This window comes from Streptomyces sp. NPDC043870, from assembly GCF_056435785.1.
Map to the genome: position 1 here is coordinate 71,491 of NZ_JBWKDT010000017.1, position 16,635 is coordinate 88,125.

Genomic DNA, 16,635 nt, shown 5'->3' on the forward strand with positions numbered 1-16,635 from the left:
CAATGACTGTCGTGCTCGAACGCCCCGAGGCGGTATACCGCCGGTATACTTTCGTCATGGCTGACACCACGATCAAGGTCGACCCCGCCGTCCGAGACCGCCTCCAGGAGCTCGCCCGGGACCGCGGCCTCACCATGCGCGATCTGGTGGCGCAGCTGGCTGGGGCCACGCCCACGAAGGAGGAGCTGGCCCAGCGGCGCGAGGAGACCAAGGCGTACGTCGAAGAGCACTTCCTCGGCAGGCCGTACACCGAAGAGGACGCCAAGGCCGGCAAGAAGCTGTGGTCCGACATCGTGTCCGGGCGCATCGGGGAGGTGCAGTGAAGAAGAGGGGCGACTACCCGCCGCCACGCGCCGTCGTCTTCGACGACACCGCCGCCCTCGCGCTCGGCGCAGGGAACCGTATGACCTCCACCCTCGTAGTGGAAGCGGAGAACGACCCGACGCTACGGATCTACATTCCCGCAGTGTGCCTGGCGGTCGCCGAGGGCGACCGCGCGGGCGTGGCCGAGCATGTCGGCTCGCTTCCCTCCGTGGACATCACAGAGCTGGACTTCGCCGGGGCTGCCGCTGTGGGCAAGCGTCTCCGGGCCCAGGGCGACGACTGGAGTGGCGCCCACGCGCTGCACCTCGCACAGCCGTCCGTCGAATGGCCACGTGGCCGCCCGATCCTCACCCGGTCGCCCGCGCGGTACGAGGGCACCGGCGTCCGGGCGATCCGGATCGTCGACTGAGCCGGGCCCCCACACACGGGGCGGGGCCCGGATCGCGCCCGGGCCCCGCGACACCGGCCCCCGGCGGCACGCCGTGCCCTGGATCAGGCTCAGGGCCCCTGGGAAAGACGGGGTGCAAGCGGGAATCGCGGCGGTCGGCAGGACAGGACCTGGCCGACCGCCGGGCTGTTTCTCTTCCCGGGTTCGAGCTTCCTACCCGTCGCCCAGGACCGTCAGGTCCAGACTCCGCAGGCGCTCCGGGTCGTTCAGGATGTCGAGCTGGACGATCTTGCCGCCGGAGACGGTGAAGGCCAGGACCGCGACCGGCTTGCCCTCGGGCAGGGAGACGAGGCCAGGCAGCCCGTTGATGAGAGCGAGGCGTCCGTACGGCGCGAAGCGCTGGTACATGAGCGCCTGGCCGGCCACCGACTCCGCGCCGCGGACCAGCTTCGTCGCGCCCGCGGCCAGGACGCCGCCGTCCACCCGCAGGACGACGTCCGGGTCGAGGAGCGAGAGCAGGGCGTCGAATTCGCCGGCTTGCGTGGCGGCGACCCACGCGTCCACGACCTCGCGCTGCCGCGCCACATCCGGGTCCGGCGCCGGCGCCGCGCCCACCCGGCGCCGGGCCCGGCTCGCGAGCTGCCGGGTCGCGGTCGGGGTGCGCCCCACGATGGGGGCGATCTCGTCGAAGGACACGGCGAACATGTCGTGCAGGACGAACGCGAGCCGCTCGGCGGGCGACAACGTGTCGAGTACGACGAGCATCGCGAGCCCGACGGAGTCGCTGACGAGGGCCTCCTGCTCCGGGTCCGTGCCGCTGATGCTGCTGATGATCGGGTCCGGTACGTAGACCTCCATCGGATCCTCGCGCCTTGCCGTCCGTGACCGCAGCATGTCCAGGCATACGCGGCCCACGACCGTGGTCAGCCAGCCGCCCAGGTTCTGCACGTCGTCCGTGTCCGAGCGGCTGAGCCGCAGCCAGGCCTCCTGGACGGCGTCGTCGGCCTCGGCGAGGGAACCGAGCATCCGGTACGCCACCGAGCGCAGATGGGTCCGATGCGCCTCGAAGCGCTCCGCCAGAAATTCTTCTTCGTCCACCGGTCACATTCTCCCGTCGCGATCCGTCAGTGCAGTGACGATCCAAACCGAACAGCTGAGACTCGATCTTGAGGAGAGAACCATGGAAGCACGGATGAAGCACCCCGCTTTCGTCGTCCCGTCCGCCATGCAGGCGCTGCTGGCGCTGGGCAAGTCGACCAAGTCGACGGGCCTTTCGGACGAGCTGCTGGAGCTGGTCAACCTGCGGGCGAGCCAGATCAACGGCTGCGGCGTGTGCCTCCACATGCACGCCCGCGACCTGCGCAAGACCGGTACGAGCGACGAGCGCATCGACACCGTGGCGGGCTGGCGCGACGCCCCGTACTTCACGGACGCCGAGCGCGCGGCCCTGGCGCTGACCGAGGCCGTCACCCGCATCGCCGACTCCTCGGACCCGGTGCCGGACGAGATCTGGAACGAGGCGGCCAAGCACTACGACGAGGCGCAGCTCAGCGCGCTGCTGCTGGCGATCGCCACGATCAACGTCTGGAACCGGCTCAACGCGGCGACCCGCCAGGTCGCGGGCTCCCTGGGAGCCTGACGTGTTCGATGCGGTACGGGCCCGGTGCACGGCCGGGCCCGTACCGCCGGCTCATTCCGCCCAGGCGAGGAACGTCGTCCAGGCGGAGGGGGCGACGGCGAAGGTGGGGCCGTCGGTGACCTTGGAGTCGCGGATGTGGATGGTGTGGGGGCAGGTGGCGACCTCGACGCAGTCGCCGCCGCTGGGGCTGCTGTACGAGGACTTGCGCCAGTCGAAGGCCACTTCGATGCAGTCACCGCCGCTAGAGCTGCTGTAGCTGGACTTGAACCAGCGCAGACTGTTGGTCATCTCTGCTCTCCCGCCAACCGCTCGATGAGGCCCAGCGATTCGCGAGGGCCCAGGGCCTGTGCCCGGATCTTCGCATATCGCTGGGCGTACGTACTCACCTTTGAAGGGTCCTTGATCAGCAGGCTCTCGTCCTGTGGTTCCAGATAAACCAGGTGGTCATGTTCCGGGGTCTCCACCAGGTTCAACTCGCCACGGTCGCCTGCGTGTTCGCCACCAGTACCGCAGTCCATTGGTAATACCTGAAGCGTCACGTTACGCCGCCTCGCGCACTCCGCAAGGTGCCGCATCTGGCCACGCATGACATCCTTGTTGCCGATCGTCCGCCGTAGCGCCGACTCCTCCAGCACCAGCTCGATCAGCGCCACCGGCTCCCGCTCGAACAGCACCTTGCGTGCCATCCGCGCCTCGACCAGCTCCTCCACCCTCTGCTCCGACAGCGGCGGATACCCGCCGCCGATCAGTGCCCGCGCGTACTCCTCCGTCTGGAAGAGCCCGTGCACGACGAACGTCGCGTACAGATGCAGCCCCACTGCCTTCTGCTCCAGTAGCGCGTAGTCCTTGAACTGCGCCGGATACTTCTCCATCCGGATGTACAGCCGCGCCTGCTCGAAGATCTCCAGCCCGTCCCCGAGCACCCGCTCCAGCTGCACGAGCATCTCGTCGCTCGCCGGCTGGGCGCACGTCTCCATCGCGCTCACCGCCGATGCCGTGAAGCCGATCTCCTTGCCGAGCTGCTCCTGTGTCCACCCCTTCCGTACGCGCAACTTGCGTGCGACATCCGCCACCAGCCGTGCCGTCGGACCCGCCAATTGCTTGTTTTCCGCTCGCGCCATTGCGATCACCATTCGACTCAACCGGTCTCAACCGGTCACTACTCGTCCCCGCCGAATTCGACCCGACTCAAGGCACGTTTACGCAGGTCAACCGACCTGCGACGCCTCGGCCCGGTCATGGAAAACGCTAACTGCAAGCGGTCAGACTGGCGTTGTGAATACGCGAACTGGCGAGGTGAACCTCGACTGGATTCCCGCCTCCGGATTCCAGCTCCGCAAGGCCGGCGTGCATTTCGACGCCGTACGCGTCGACGGCGACGACGGGCGTCGGCTGGCCGACCTGATGGATCGCATGACGGGCGGCGACCCGGGCCCCGTCGTGACCGAGGCGAACGGTTGCCGGGGCGTCTACTTCCTCCTCCCGGCCGCCAGCACGGTGATGCGCCCCTGGCCGCGCGGGGTGACCCGCTACAACTCGGTGAGCGGCTCCGCCAGTTACGTACCGGTTCCCGCTTTGGACGGGCCGACCTGGCCGCTCGCCTGGCGCTTCCCGCCCGCCGCCGCGGACCGCTTCGTACACCCGGTCCTCCTGCGCACGGCGGCCATCGAGCTGCTGGGCTGACTCAGGACGAGCTGGTCCACGCGAGCGCGGCCGTCCCTCGCGTCATGTACAGGAGTAGCGGAAGGTGCCCTCGGCCTCGATCGGAGGGCCGGTGGGACGCAAAACCTGGAGGCGGGCGGTGCCCTGGAACAGGCCGGGGCCACGGACCGTCCAGCGGAGGTGGACGCTGACCTCGCGGTCGCCGCGGCGGGCCGTGTGGGTCAGCTCGCCGGACTCCTGACCGTCGCTGCGCAGCCAGCGGTAGGTTATCGGCCCGCCGCGACCGTCGGTGGTCATGACGCCGATCACATCAGCGGTCTGGCCGCAGCTCAACCGCTCCGTGGGGGCCTCGACTTCGGCCGCCGTCACCGTCGGGCCGGACGTCGGGCGCAGCAGCAGCCACAGTACGACGGCGACCACGGTCAGTACCGCGGCCGTCCCGAGCCAGGCGGCTCGCCGCCGGCGTGTGTGCGCGCGTGTGTGCGCGGGTTCGGCGGTCGGCCACAGGGCGCGGAGGCTTTCCTCTTCACCAAGGGGAATGCCGGGGCCGAAGCGCAGCACGATGTCGCTGTCATCGACTCCGGCGGGTGTCGGGGCGGTGGGGCGATTCCGTTTGCCGAGGACGGTGACCTGTTCGTCCGAGGCGGTGGCGGGCTGCGGGGACCGACCGCGCCGGCCGAGGACGGTGGCGTCGCTGTCGGCCGCCTCGGGCTCGGTCGCCTCGCCTTCGACAGTCGGACCACCGATCACCTCCGGGTCGGTGGCCTCGCCTTCGACAGTCGCACCACCCACCACCTCCGGGTCGGTGGCCTTGGAAGCGGACGCCACACCGTCCGTCTCCTCCGTCCCGATCGCGCTGCGCCCCGGCGCCTCCATGAGGTCCGTCAAGGCGGTGGCTGCCGCCGCCCGCAGTGCGGTCCGGCGCAGGAAGTCCTGGGGAAGTGCCGCACGCCCCGAAGTAAGAGTGGCACGTGCCGCGGCGAGACCGTCGGACACGGCGGCGCCGGAGCAGCGGGCGAAGAGGTCGGCCGCCGGTGTGCCGGGCGATGCCCAGGCGGTGCCGAGAGTACGGGCGAGCGCCGCCCACGCGGTGATGTCGTCGTGCTGGGCGGAGGCCGTCGAGGCGTCGTCGGCCAGCGCCGTGGCCAGCGAGGCCTCGGCGAGCAGGGCGGTGCCGTCCGGGGCGAGTACAACACGGTCGGCGGTGAGCGATCCGTGGGCGAGGCCGGCAGCGTGCAGCGCGAGCAGGGTCTGCGCGGTCTCGTTGAGGACGCTCGCCGCGCTGCCCGCGTCCGGTCCGGGCGCGCCCGGACCGGACGCGCCCGCGGCCAGAAGGTCGGCGACCGTGGGAGCCGACGGGCGCGCGACGATCAGCCAGACGTCACCGGCCTCGGCCACGAGGTCGACCGTCGCCGGTACACCCGGCAGCCGGAGCTTCGCCACGGCGAGCACCGCGGCCGCAAGCCGCTCCCGCGCACCCTGCGGAGCGAGCAGCGCGCGGTCGATCCGCAGCACGCCGAGAGGAGACTCGTCGGCGGGGCCCGGCTTCAGGGCGTGCCAGGTGCCGAAGCGCCCTTCGCGTGACCAGTCCGACAGGGCACGCCCGGCGACCGTCGCGGGTGTCGCGACCGTCGGGGGTGTCGGGGGTGTCGGGGGTGTCGTCATCGCGTTCTGCTCTCCTAGAGGGGCGCTCAGCACGGCGGCGCGTCCATGGAAGCCGTCTGACGTCCGCTCGCGGACTGCGGGTTGCTGGTGACGGCGACGTTCCAGGTGCCCCTGCACGGGTGGTTCGAGAAGTCGGCCTCGAAGGTCACGGTGTACTCCGTGGCGCCTGACAGCCGACGGGACTGCGTACCGTACGGCTGAGCGGGCGTGTTGACGTAGAAGTCCGCGGAGAGCGTCAGCGGACCCGTGCCCGTGGTGCGGACGGTCACATCGGCGATGAGGGTGCTCGGTCGCTGCCCCCGGCGCCAGGAGTCGATGACGATCGTGATCGTGCCTGCGGTCGGCGGAACCGGGGCTTCGGTCGTCCGGGACGGTGCGGGGGCCGTGGGGGCCGGTCCAGTGGTCACGGGCGGTGTGTCGCCCGTGGCCGGGGTGGTCGTCGATGTGCTCGGCGACGGGTCGGCCGTGGCGCTGCCGGACGGCGACCCGCTCGGGGTCGGCGAGGTCGTACCCGCCGAGGGAGAGGAAGAGGGGGACGAGGAAGAGAGGGACGGGGCCGGGGTACCGGACGTGATGGTCCCGGACGGTACGGAACTGGCCACCGTCGTCGTCGTGTCGCCGGTACGGGCCGTCGCGACCGTCCACGTACCGGCGACCACCGCCAGCGCGGCCATCCCGGCAACCGCCTTCCACAGGCCGGGCTTCAGCCGGCCCAGTACGGTCAGCGCCGGGGTCGCCTGATAGATCGCCGGCACCGTCGCGAAGGGGAACAACAGGGCCAGCAGCGCGGTGAGTTCGGCGAGTCGGCGGCGCCCGCGCTCCTCCCAGTCGGCGCCGTACGCCTCGGTGGCGGCGCGTTCGAGCTCGGCGAGGAACGCCTCGATCCCGGGCCGGTCCGCCGGGTCCTTGGCCATGCCCGCGCGCAGCAGATCGCGTACCGGCTCGGGTACGTCGTCCAGCGCGACGGGTGCTCGCAGGTGTTGCAGCCGCAGCGCCGTCAGGTCGTCGCCGCGGAACGGTCGCCGGCCGGTCAGGCATTCGAAGAACACGGCCGCCGCGGCGTACACATCGCCCGCCGGGCCCGCCGGCTCGCCGCGCCACTGTTCGGGCGCCATGTAGGCGGGCGTGCCGGCGGCCTCCGTCTCGCGGCCGGTGCGTACGGCGATGCCGAAGTCGGCCAGCGCGCTCGAACCATCGGCGCGTACCAGCACGTTCTCCGGCTTGTAGTCACGGTGGACCACCCCGGCCTCATGGGCCGTGCCGAGTCCGAGCAGGGAGCCCTTGAGCAGGACCAGGGCCGCCTCCGGGCCGGTCGCCCCATGCGCGCGCAGCAGTTCGCGGAGGCTGACCCCGTCCACCGCCTCCATGACGATCGCGGCGCCTCGGCGGGCCTCCACGTACTCGTACAGCCGCACCACGCACGGGTGCCGCAGTTCACCGAGCAGCCGTGCCTCGGCGCGGAAGCGGGCCAGGAACTCCTGGTCGCCGCGGAGCCGCTCGCTCAGGTATTTGATGGCCACGGGGACGCCTGTCGCCTCGTGCCGGGCCAGTACGACACGGCCCCCGGCGCCCTCGCCGAGCGTCCGCACGGCCGTGTACTCAGGAACGCCCCACCCGCCGTCACACTGCGGAGAAGCGCTCGTACCGCCGTTCTGTGCGTCTCTCATGCCGCCCCCTCCACGGCCGCGCCGTCCACCAGGCGCGCCGGACGTCCACCCGCCGCGCGACGCCGCTTCACCACACGTATCAGCCACCGCACCGGCGCCGCCCACACGGGGAACGCCACCAGACCGACCACGACCGCCACGATCACCGTGTCCCACGGTGCGTCCACCCGCCCCTGCAGCCACTCCCCGAGCCGGGAGCGCCAGGCCAGCAGGGCCAGCACCAGGAAGCCGTACGTCCCGACGATCACCGCGAGTCCGTACGCGGCCATGCCCGCCTGGCGCGGCCCCGGCCGACGGCCTGCCCGCAGGTCCCGCCACAGCCCCTTGCGGAAGTACGCGCTCGCCTCCTCACGCAGCCGCGGCACGCGCAGCGCGTCGGTCAGCGCCTGATAACCGTCCAGAGGCATCAGCGGATTGAAGTTGTACAGGGTGTTCAGGTACAGCCCGAAGGCCAGGTGGAACAGGACGGCCGACACGGCGCCGACCGGCAGGTACGCCGCGCCCACGGCGCACCAGCCCGCCAGGGCCGCGGTCGAGACCGGACCGGACAGCGCCACCACGACCCGCGACCAGCGGGTGCCGAACCACATGTCGCTGGTGTCGACGAAGGCGAACGGCATCCCCATCATGAGCATGAAGCCGCCGCGCCGGACCTTGCGGCCGTACGACTTCACCGCCAGCGCGTGCGACAGCTCGTGCACCGCCAGGGCCGAGATGTATCCGGCGACGAGGACCACCGGGCCCAAGACCCCGGCTCCGCCGAAGTCGAGGAGATGCTGCCGCTGTTGGGCCGGGAAGAACGCCACCAGGCCACCGGCCACCGACAGCCAGACGAACGCCACTCCGGTACGGGTGAAGAACCGCCAGCCGAAGCGGTCGTAGAGGCGGCTCACCGCGCTGTCGAGGCCCGGTACGGACACCTCAAGCTTCATCAGCGCCCGGTACACCGCCCGCCAGAACCGGCGCCAGCGCGTGGCCTCCCGCTCGTCCGACTGGCCCGGCAGTCCGCGCAGCAGTCCCGCGCCGGCGAACGCCGCGAGAGCGGACTCGATCCGTGGCAGCGCCAGTTCGCCGAAACGGTCGGCGTAGGCGAAGAGCAGGTCGCGCACGGTGTTCTCGCCGTCGATGGCGTTCCAGAGGAACACCTCGCGCTCGTCGAGCTGGAGATACACGCCGGTGCGCGTGTTGTTCAGCACCCAGTGTGGTTCGCTCCGGCCGCTCGTGGGCGCCTGCTTGAGCGCCCACCCGCTGCGGCGGCGCGGGCGCGCGGTGAGCGGCCCGTTCGCCTCCGGGGCCTCCTGCTCGGGTGCGGCGGCGGACGGCAGTTCGGTGAGCTGGGTGCCGACCATCATGGTCCGGGAGCCGATCTTCGCGTCCCTCGGCTGCTCGAACACCATGCGGACGTCGCCGACGGACAGCTCGGCGCCGTCGGCGAGCCGCGCCGCGCCGCCGTGGAGCTGCACGCCGGCGACGGACGTGCCGTTGAACGAGTCCAGGTCCTCGATCCGGAAGCCCGAATCGTCGCGGATGATGCGGGCATGACGGCGTGACACGCTGCCGTCGGAGAGGACGACGTCGTTGTCCGCCGTGCGGCCCAGTGTCGTGATCTGGCCGGTCAGCGGTACGAGGAGCGTGGGGTCGTCGACGCCGCGCAGCTGGGGCGCGGCGTACGACGTCAGGGCCGCGCCGCGGCGGAGGGTGCCGCAGCGCAGGCAGTACGGGAAGTCGCGCCGTACGTGCACGCGACAGGCGTGGCAGAGCATTCCGGCAGGTCCGTCGGCTCAGGAACCCGTGGTGAACGTGCCGCCGGACAGGCCGTCGGGTGCGTCGTTCGCGGGATTCGCCGAGTGGAGGTGGCTGCCGAGGCGGTCGAAGCCCGGACGGAACAGGCCGGTGCCGCCGGTGCCGTCGGAGTCGGGGGCGGGGGTGTCGGCCTGGCCGCCGCCGCGTCCGCCGTCGCCGTCGTCGCCGCTGTCGCCGCCGGGGGTGGTGGGGCCGTGGCCGGGGCGGCGCTCGTTTTCCTGGCTGCCGCCGGTGTTGCCGCCGGTGCCGCCGTCGCGGCCACCGCCGCCGGAGTCACCGCCGCCGGTGTCGCCCCCGGTACCGCCAGTGTCGCCGCCTCCGCCCGTACCGCCGCCAGTGTCGCCGCCTCCGCCCGTGCCGCCGCCGGAGTCGCCACCGCCACCGGTGCCGCCGGAGTCACCGCCGCCGGTGCCGCCGCCGCTCCCGCCGGAATCGCCGCCGCCCTGGCCGCCGCCACCGCCGGTGTTCCCGCCGCTCTGGCCGCCGCTGCCACTGTTGCCGCCGCCCTGGCCACCGCTGTCGCCGCCCTGGCCGCCGCCACTGCTGCCGCCGTGGCCGGGGCGGCGCTCGTTTTCCTGGCTGCCGCCGCTGTTGCCGCTGCCGCCGGAGTCACCGCCGCTGCCGCTGCCACCGCCGGAGTCGCCGCCACTGCCGCCCCCGGAGTCACCGCCACTGCCGCCCCCGGAGTCACCGCCTTCGCCACGCCCGTAGACGCCTTCGTGCCCGAAGCCTCCGGGACCGCCGCCTTCGCCGCCGAAACCGTCGCCGAACCCGTCGCCGGGCCCGCCGTCGAAGCCACCGCCGATCCCACCGCCGATCCCACCGAAACCGTCGGAGCCGTCACCGCGGCCCCCGAAGCCGTCGCCGAACCCGTCGCCGCCGGGGCCGCCGTCGATGCCACCGCCGTGACCACCGAGGCCACCCCCGAGGCCGCCACCGCCGTGACCCTCGCCGAAGCCACCACCGAAATCGCCACCGGGACCGAAGCCGTCGCCACCGCCGCCGAATCCGCCGCCGCCGAACCCGCCGGGCCCGTGGTCGCCTCCCAGGCCGCCAGGCCCGTCCCCGAATCCGCCGAGCCCATCGCCGCCCAGGCCGCCGGGCCCGTGGTCGCCCAGGCCGCCGGGCCCGTCCCCGAACCCACCAGGACCGTCGGCCCCCAGCCCCCCGGGCCCGTGGTCGCCGAACCCGCCGGGGCCCTGGTCGCCGAACCCCGAACCGGTGTCGCCGAAGGAACCGAAGTCGCCGAAGTCGCCGAAGTCACCCGCGCTGCCGAGGCCACCCGCGTTTCCGAGGTCGCCCAGCAAGGAGCCCGCGTCACCGAAGGACGCACCGGCGCCCGCCTCGCCGAGCAGGCTGCGGAGTTCGTCCGTCGCGGCGTCGACCATGTCGGCCGTTTCCCGGACGTCGTCCGGTTCCGCCGCGTCCACCAGCGGCTCCGTACCGTCGGCGGCCACGACCTCCTGTGCGCCGGCATCATCCGCGACCGGCTCGATCGACACGTCGTGGTGGGCCAGGGCGCCCGCCCCGCTCCCGAAGAAGAGCGACGACTTGGAGAGCCGCGCGTCGAGCGTGGCCGGCCCCTCGGCCGTACCGGACTCCACACGGAGCCGGCGCAGTTCGGTGACCTGCTCGGGCGTCAGGCCGAGTCTTCGTGCCACCTCGTCGATGTCGCCGTCGAGTTGAGCCGCGAAGGTGGGGTCGACAGCCAGGCGGGTCATGGCATGGCGATAGGCGTTTTCGGTCATGTCCTCACGTTCTCCGTCGGTCTGCGCGCGCTGGTGGTGCTTCCGGCGGGAAGTGGAGGGTCCCCCTGGTCGGTGGCATGGCTGCCTATCCGGCCATCCCAACCGATGCCTGCACGATCCTTATAGGGGCAGTTGCCCGCTTCGCACAAGGCCTGAGCCGCGCATCGGCCCGGGTCTGGGCAACCCGCCTGCAACGATTTCCGGCCAGGGGTGCGGGCAGGCGGGTCACGCCGGGCCGGGGCTCAGCGGGCCGGAACGCCGGTGAACGCGTCCGTGCGTGCCGCGCCGTCCCAGCCGCCCTTGGGCTTGCCCAGCCCGTAGAGCGCGGCGACCGTCGGAGCCACGTCCACCGTGCGGGCCGGCGCCTCGCTCACCGTCCGTGCCCGTACGACGCTCGCGCCGCCGCCCACGAAGAACGGAATCGGGAGCGTGGCCGGGTGGCCGTGGTTGCCCGGGATCGGGTTGGAGAACACGGTCGGGTCGGAGAAGCGGTAGCCGGGGCGGACGTAGGCCACCAGTTCGCCGGCCTCGGGGCCGAGCCGCAGCTCCTGCGGGGTGTGCACGGAGAGCACGCCCTCCTGCGCGAGGACGACCTCCCGCATCCGCGCGACCGCCGACGCGCGGTCGGCGTCGGCGCCGGTCCAGTACAGCAGGTCCGCGCCGCCGTTCTGGGCGATGACGACCTGGTCCTTGAGCAGCGGGTCCTTGTCCAGCTCGGGCTGGAGGGTGACCACGTTGGTGGGCACGGACCAGTCCATGGAGTGGTCGGCGAGGACGATGACGACGCTGTTCTCCCAGCGCCCGGTGGACTTGAGGTGGTCGAGCACCTTGCCCACCTGGAGGTCCGCGGAGACGAGTGCGGCCTTGCGGCCGAGCTCCAGGGTGGTGCCGGTCAGGTCGCTGTGCCCCATCCGGTCCACGTCGCCGAAGTTCACGAACACGACGTCGGGGTCGGCGGAGTCGATCATCTTGATCGCCGCATCGGCGGTGTAGTGGTCCGGTGCGTGCCCGGTGACCGGGATCAGCGGCTCCGGCTTCCACTGGTAGTCGGCCTGGGTGCCGAAGATCCCGTGCAGATAGCGCTTGGAGAGCACGGTGCCGCTGCGGAGGCCCTTGTCCCGCAGGAGCTGGAAGAGCGTGGTCGTCTTCAGGTCGGAAGGCCGGTCCATGTCGCGCACGGTCCGCTCGGTGCGGTCGTAGAACGCGTTGGCCGGTACGCCCGAACGGTCGGGACGTACACCGGTCATCATCATCACGTGGTTCGGGATGGTTTCCATCACCGGGAGCGACTGGGCGGCCGGGTACGTCGTACCGGCGTCGCGCAGGGCGGAGAGGCGGGGCATCAGCAGCGGCCGGATCTCGTCGGGGCGGCAGCCGTCGATGACGAGGACGTACGTGCGCAGCCGCGTCTCGGCCGCGCCGGCGGTCAGGGCGCCGATTCCGGCACCGGCGACGATGACGCCGCCCGCGCCACCGGCGATGGTGGCGAGCAGTCTGCGGCGAGTCATGCGGGGCTGGGCGTGTCGGGACACGTGGGGACTCCAGGTGGCGAAAGGGCTGGGGCGGAGAGGCCGGGGCGGAAGGGCTGGAGCGGAGGGGGCGGTCAGTCGGCGAGCGGGGTGGCGGCGGGAGAGACGCGGTTGCTGCCCGCGAGGACCTGGTAGCCGGTGGCGCGGCGGGCGGTGGCGCCGGGGTCCGTGCGGTCGCTGATGTACACCCAGTCCATCTGGACGCGCTGGGGGGTGACTTCGAGCAGCGAGTAGCCGTGGGAGTCGAACTCCAGGTACTTCACGTGCCGGTTGGCGGTCCTGATGGCCGCCTCGACGGCGAGCGAGGTGGTGCGCGGCTGCGAGCCCGTGATGTCGTCCAGGTTGTCCGAGGTGACGGAGGTACCGACGAGCTCGGTGGCGACGGACGGCGATCCGAGCGGGTAGAGGGACGCATCCAGCGGGAGGTCGCACGCCCAGGAAGAGTGGATGTCGCCGGTGAGGAAGACCGTGTTGTCGATGTCGTTGTCGCGCAGGTGGGTGAGGAGTTCGCGCCGGTCGGCGGTGTAGCCGTCCCACTGGTCGACGTTGTACGGCAGGCCCTCGGGCGGCAGCAGTCCGGTGATGTCGGCGAGCGGGCGGGTGAGGTCCTGGGGCAGCGGCGGGAAGAGCACCGGCGCGATCATCATCGGGTTGCCGATCAGCTTCCACCGGGTCCTGGACGTGGCGAGCCCGTCCGCCGGAAGGACGGGTCGGTGGCCACCTCCCATTCCACGTCGGCCGTGGGCCCGGTGCCGGACCCGGGCAGGGCATCGGCGGTCGGGGTCAGCCGGGTCCAGAGCACGACGGCGTCGGGCAGCGGGTCGCCGGAGGCGACGCCGTGCAGGAAGCAGGGGCCGCCGTCCGGGGCCCCGGCGGCGGGCCGGGTGGCGATGACCCCGGCGGCGGTCACGGCGGCGGTGGTCCCGGCGGCGGCCAGGAAGCGGCGCCTGTTCAGGAATGGCATGTTCCACTTCCTAGGGGGCGCCGATGAACTCGAGGTGACTCGCGGGTAACTTGCGGCTCCGCGTGGGCGAGTGTGACGAGGCCGACATCTCAGTCGGGCGTTCGAGTGGCGTCGCCGACATGCCGGACTGCGTCGGTGGTGCGCGGCCTCAGCGGTGCGACGGTGTTCGCGATCACGGCCGGCCAACGGCTCAGCGACTGGCCGGAGTCCGGCCGCTGACTACCACTGCCGGAGCGAACACTCCCGGCGGGCGAAGTCGGGTCTGCGTCGAATCGGCGGTGTACACGAGGGACGCGGCGACGTGCTGAGACCGGCCGAGGAAGTTGAGCCGAGGCTTCTTTTCGCGGGAAGGAAACGACGGCACGATGCGCCGGACCCTAGCAGCGTCGGTGGCCTTGGCAGCCGTGGCGGTCTCCGCCTCGGCCGCCATGCCCGCACAGCACCCCATGGGCGACAAACTGGGCAGGATCCGCCACATCGTGGTGCTGTACCAGGAGAATCACAGCTTCGACAACCTCTACGGAGGGTGGGGCAAGGTCGGCGGTCAGCGGGTGAGGGGCTTGTCCGAGGCCACACCGGCCGTCACGGTTCAGGTGGGGCAGGACGGCAGGCCGCTGCACTGCCTGTACCAGAACGACGCCAACCTCACCTCGCCGTCCCCGCTGCCGACCACGTGCACGGACAGCGATCACCCGGCGAAGAAGGGCGACCCGCCCACGCCGCAGACGGTGCAAAGCGCCTTCACGAACCGGCCGTTCCGGATCGAGGACTACATTCCGCCCACCGCCACCACCTGCTACGGCGGTGTACCCGACGGCACCGGTGAGCCCGGCGGGTGCACCCAGGACCTGACCCACCGCTTCTACCAGCACCAGTACCAGATCGACGGCGGGAAGCTGGACCGCTTCGTCACCGGCAGCGAGGCCGCCGGGCTGACCATGGGAACGTACGACACCAAGCAGCTGCCGATCTACACCTATCTGCACGGCAGGCACGCCCCGGGCTACGTGGTCCTGGACAACTTCTTCCAAGCGGCCTTCGGCGGCTCGTTCCTGAACCACCAGTGGCTCGTCGCGGCTCAGACCCCGGTGTTCGCCGGAGCCGATCGCAGTGGCAGGACGACGGGCTGTGCCACGGGTACCGCCGACTGCGACCTGCATTCGGTGGTGGACGCCAATGGCATGCCCGACACCGGAAACAACGCGCCCTTCCTCTACCCGTACTACACCTCGCCGGGTGGTCGGGTGAGGGACCACCAGCTCACCGAGGCCGCCGACTCCTCGGGCCGATGTGCGCCGAGCTTCAGCGGGGCCGTTCCGGCGCCACCAGGCACGGTGTGCGGCGACTACGCGGTCAACACCATCGATCCGTTCACCCAGCCCTACAAGCCGGGCAGGGAGGTCGGCAGGCGCCTGCCGCCGCTGCACAGCGCCAACATCGGGGACTCGCTGTCGGCGCACGGCGTGTCCTGGGCCTGGTACGGCGGAGGCTGGGACAACGCCGCCGGCAACAACGGCCGGGACGACGCCCATCCGCTGGGGGCGGGCTGGACGGCGGGCCCGACCGGAACCTCCGACGGCCAGTGCGTCGGGCCGGTGCAGAAAGACGCGGTGTTCCCGAACTGTCCCGCACCGGACTACAGCTTCCATCACGCCCCGCTGGCCTACTTCGCCAACTACGCCGACGGAACTCGCGCGCGGGCGGAGCACCTTGCGGACGAACAGAAGTTCGTGCAGGACGCCGCGCGCCCCAACGGACTTCCCGCGGTCAGTTTCGTCAAGCCCCTGGAGAGCGAGCACCCCGGCGGCAGTGAGTACGTCGGCAACGCCCACCTCGTCGATCTCATCAAGGCGGTGGAGAACGGGCCGAACGCCGACAGCACGATGGTCATCGTCACCTATGACGAGTTCGGCGGGGCGTGGGACCACGTCCCACCGCCAGGAACGCCGGGCCACCCCGGACCGCACGACGCCTTCGGGCCCGGCAGCCGGATCCCGGCACTGGTCATCGCGCCGGGCATCAGGTCCGGGGTCGACCACACCCAGTACGACACGACGTCGATCCTGGCCACCATCGAGCACCGGTTCGGGCTGCCACCGCTGACCCTTCCGGACGGGCGCCCGGCCCGGGACGCGCGCGTAGCCGACCTGTTCACCGCCTTCCGCCACGACGACGACCACCGGCCGCGCGACGACGACGACCATCACCGGCCGGGCGACGACGACCACCGGCCGCGCCGAGGCGCGGGCAACGGCGGCTGACCCGGTTCGACCCACGGGGCGACGAGTTGCCGAGCTGAGACACGAAGGCGCCCCCGCCGCTCGTACCTGGCCGTGGCCGTGGCCGCGGACGAGGACGAGGGCGGGGGCGCCGGTGACGCGGTCGTCAGGCCTGCTTGCCCTGGTTCTTCTTGAACTGGTCGCTGAGGTTGGCCGTGTCGGAAGCCGGGGGAGCGGTCACGGTCTTGGCGGAGTCGAACTTGAGGAAGTCGGCCGTCACCTTCATGTTGCCCATCTCCTGGACGAGCCTGACCGGCAGGTCCTTGTCGTCCACCCAGATCTCGACGGTGATGGTGTCGGCGGGGCCGGTCAGGGACTTCAGGTTCGCGGGCATGTCCTCGTTGTCGAGGGTCGCCCGGTAGTGCTTGGTCTCCTTGCCCCGGATCGTCTCCTCTCCGAGGCTCTTCGTGTTCTTCGAGAAGCCGATGTAGCGCAGCCCCGCCGTCGGGTCGCCCTGGTCCTCGACCGTGCGCGCCCCTTCCTCGCCGAGGACCGCGGCCACGTCGACGCGCATCCAGTGCTTGCCCTGAAGCGGGCCGCTGGGCTGGGGGTCCACGTTGTAGTAGTAGGCGCCGTCGACCATCATGGTCCGCACCTTCGGGTCGTCCTGAACGGCCTGCATCTGCACCGCGGCCGTGTCCATGGTCACGTCGTACGCGACGCCCTTGCCCCAGGTGTACGTGCCCGTCATGGTGACCGGCTTGGCGAGGCCCGGCATGGTGGTGTTGAAGATGACGTCGGCCGAACCGATCTTCTCCGTCCGGTCCGTGACGCGCGCGAGTGCCGCGGCGATGGTGTCCGCCTGGCTCACCACCTTCGCGGCATCCTTTGTGGCCTCCCCCGCGGTCTGCGTTCCGCACCCCGCCGTGGCGGTCAGTGCGACGGCCGCCGCCCCCAGCGTGACAGCCGTGCGTATACGGCTCTTCGGACCCATGTCCTGTCCCACCCCTCGGTATCACGCGATCCA

16 protein-coding genes are annotated in these 16,635 nt (G+C 71.7%); 5 read left to right on the forward strand and 11 right to left on the reverse strand.

The genetic code is table 11. From position 1 onward, the window contains the following. The first annotated feature begins 56 nt into the window (after positions 1-56). The gene (locus AC0699_RS21585) at positions 57-323 is read left to right on the forward strand and encodes a hypothetical protein (protein WP_478662559.1); all 267 of its coding nucleotides are present in this window, start codon (positions 57-59) and stop codon (positions 321-323) included. After that, positions 320-733, forward strand: coding sequence for a PIN domain-containing protein (locus AC0699_RS21590; RefSeq protein ID WP_478662562.1), 414 nt, complete (start codon positions 320-322; stop codon positions 731-733). Before AC0699_RS21585 ends, AC0699_RS21590 begins: the two co-directional genes overlap by 4 nt. 192 nt (positions 734-925) lie before the next feature. Here the strand turns inward: AC0699_RS21590 and sigJ are convergent, their stop codons facing one another. Beyond that, positions 926-1,810, reverse strand: a complete 885-nt coding sequence (gene sigJ, locus AC0699_RS21595; RefSeq protein WP_478662564.1) for an RNA polymerase sigma factor SigJ — start codon at positions 1,808-1,810, stop codon at positions 926-928. Positions 1,811-1,892: 82 nt separating this feature from the next. On the opposite strand from sigJ, the gene AC0699_RS21600 reads away from it, so the two are divergent. Next, entirely contained in the window at positions 1,893-2,351 is a 459-nt protein-coding gene (locus AC0699_RS21600) for a carboxymuconolactone decarboxylase family protein (RefSeq protein WP_469770828.1), read from the forward strand. A 51-nt stretch (positions 2,352-2,402) separates the two neighbouring features. Here the strand turns inward: AC0699_RS21600 and AC0699_RS21605 are convergent, their stop codons facing one another. Further along, entirely contained in the window at positions 2,403-2,639 is a 237-nt protein-coding gene (locus AC0699_RS21605) for a DUF397 domain-containing protein (RefSeq protein WP_478662567.1), read from the reverse strand. After that, on the reverse strand, positions 2,636-3,472 hold the full coding sequence (locus AC0699_RS21610) for a helix-turn-helix domain-containing protein (protein ID WP_478662569.1): 837 nt from the start codon (positions 3,470-3,472) through the stop codon (positions 2,636-2,638). The genes AC0699_RS21605 and AC0699_RS21610 overlap by 4 nt, the downstream gene beginning before the upstream one ends. 154 nt (positions 3,473-3,626) lie before the next feature. On the opposite strand from AC0699_RS21610, the gene AC0699_RS21615 reads away from it, so the two are divergent. Beyond that, on the forward strand, positions 3,627-4,034 hold the full coding sequence (locus AC0699_RS21615; RefSeq protein ID WP_478662571.1) for a hypothetical protein: 408 nt from the start codon (positions 3,627-3,629) through the stop codon (positions 4,032-4,034). Positions 4,035-4,076: 42 nt separating this feature from the next. Here AC0699_RS21615 and AC0699_RS21620 read toward each other — a convergent pair whose 3' ends face one another. From AC0699_RS21620 to AC0699_RS21650, 7 genes are all read right to left on the reverse strand, one after another. Next, entirely contained in the window at positions 4,077-5,678 is a 1,602-nt protein-coding gene (locus AC0699_RS21620) for a hypothetical protein (protein ID WP_478662574.1), read from the reverse strand. Positions 5,679-5,704: 26 nt separating this feature from the next. Continuing rightward, positions 5,705-7,345, reverse strand: a complete 1,641-nt coding sequence (locus AC0699_RS21625) for a serine/threonine-protein kinase (protein WP_478662576.1) — start codon at positions 7,343-7,345, stop codon at positions 5,705-5,707. Beyond that, positions 7,342-9,087: an FHA domain-containing protein gene (locus tag AC0699_RS21630; RefSeq protein WP_478662579.1), complete on the reverse strand. Its 1,746-nt coding sequence runs from the start codon at positions 9,085-9,087 to the stop codon at positions 7,342-7,344. The genes AC0699_RS21625 and AC0699_RS21630 overlap by 4 nt, the downstream gene beginning before the upstream one ends. Positions 9,088-9,126: 39 nt before the next feature. After that, entirely contained in the window at positions 9,127-10,896 is a 1,770-nt protein-coding gene (locus AC0699_RS21635; RefSeq protein WP_478662581.1) for a hypothetical protein, read from the reverse strand. A 242-nt stretch (positions 10,897-11,138) separates the two neighbouring features. Then, complete coding sequence (locus tag AC0699_RS21640) at positions 11,139-12,404, reverse strand: alkaline phosphatase family protein (protein ID WP_478662584.1); 1,266 nt, start codon at positions 12,402-12,404, stop codon at positions 11,139-11,141. A 95-nt stretch (positions 12,405-12,499) separates the two neighbouring features. Next, the gene (locus tag AC0699_RS21645) at positions 12,500-13,072 is read right to left on the reverse strand and encodes an alkaline phosphatase D family protein (protein ID WP_478662587.1); all 573 of its coding nucleotides are present in this window, start codon (positions 13,070-13,072) and stop codon (positions 12,500-12,502) included. 11 nt (positions 13,073-13,083) lie between these two features. Further along, positions 13,084-13,389, reverse strand: coding sequence for a PhoD-like phosphatase N-terminal domain-containing protein (locus tag AC0699_RS21650; RefSeq protein ID WP_478662590.1), 306 nt, complete (start codon positions 13,387-13,389; stop codon positions 13,084-13,086). A 365-nt stretch (positions 13,390-13,754) separates the two neighbouring features. Here AC0699_RS21650 and AC0699_RS21655 point away from each other — a divergent pair, with 365 nt between their 5' ends. After that, positions 13,755-15,650, forward strand: coding sequence for an alkaline phosphatase family protein (locus tag AC0699_RS21655; protein WP_478662593.1), 1,896 nt, complete (start codon positions 13,755-13,757; stop codon positions 15,648-15,650). Between the two features lie 124 nt (positions 15,651-15,774). On the opposite strand, the gene AC0699_RS21660 is transcribed toward AC0699_RS21655, so the two are convergent. Further along, positions 15,775-16,602, reverse strand: coding sequence for an SCO4651 family lipoprotein (locus AC0699_RS21660; RefSeq protein WP_478662595.1), 828 nt, complete (start codon positions 16,600-16,602; stop codon positions 15,775-15,777). Positions 16,603-16,635: the final 33 nt, after the last annotated feature.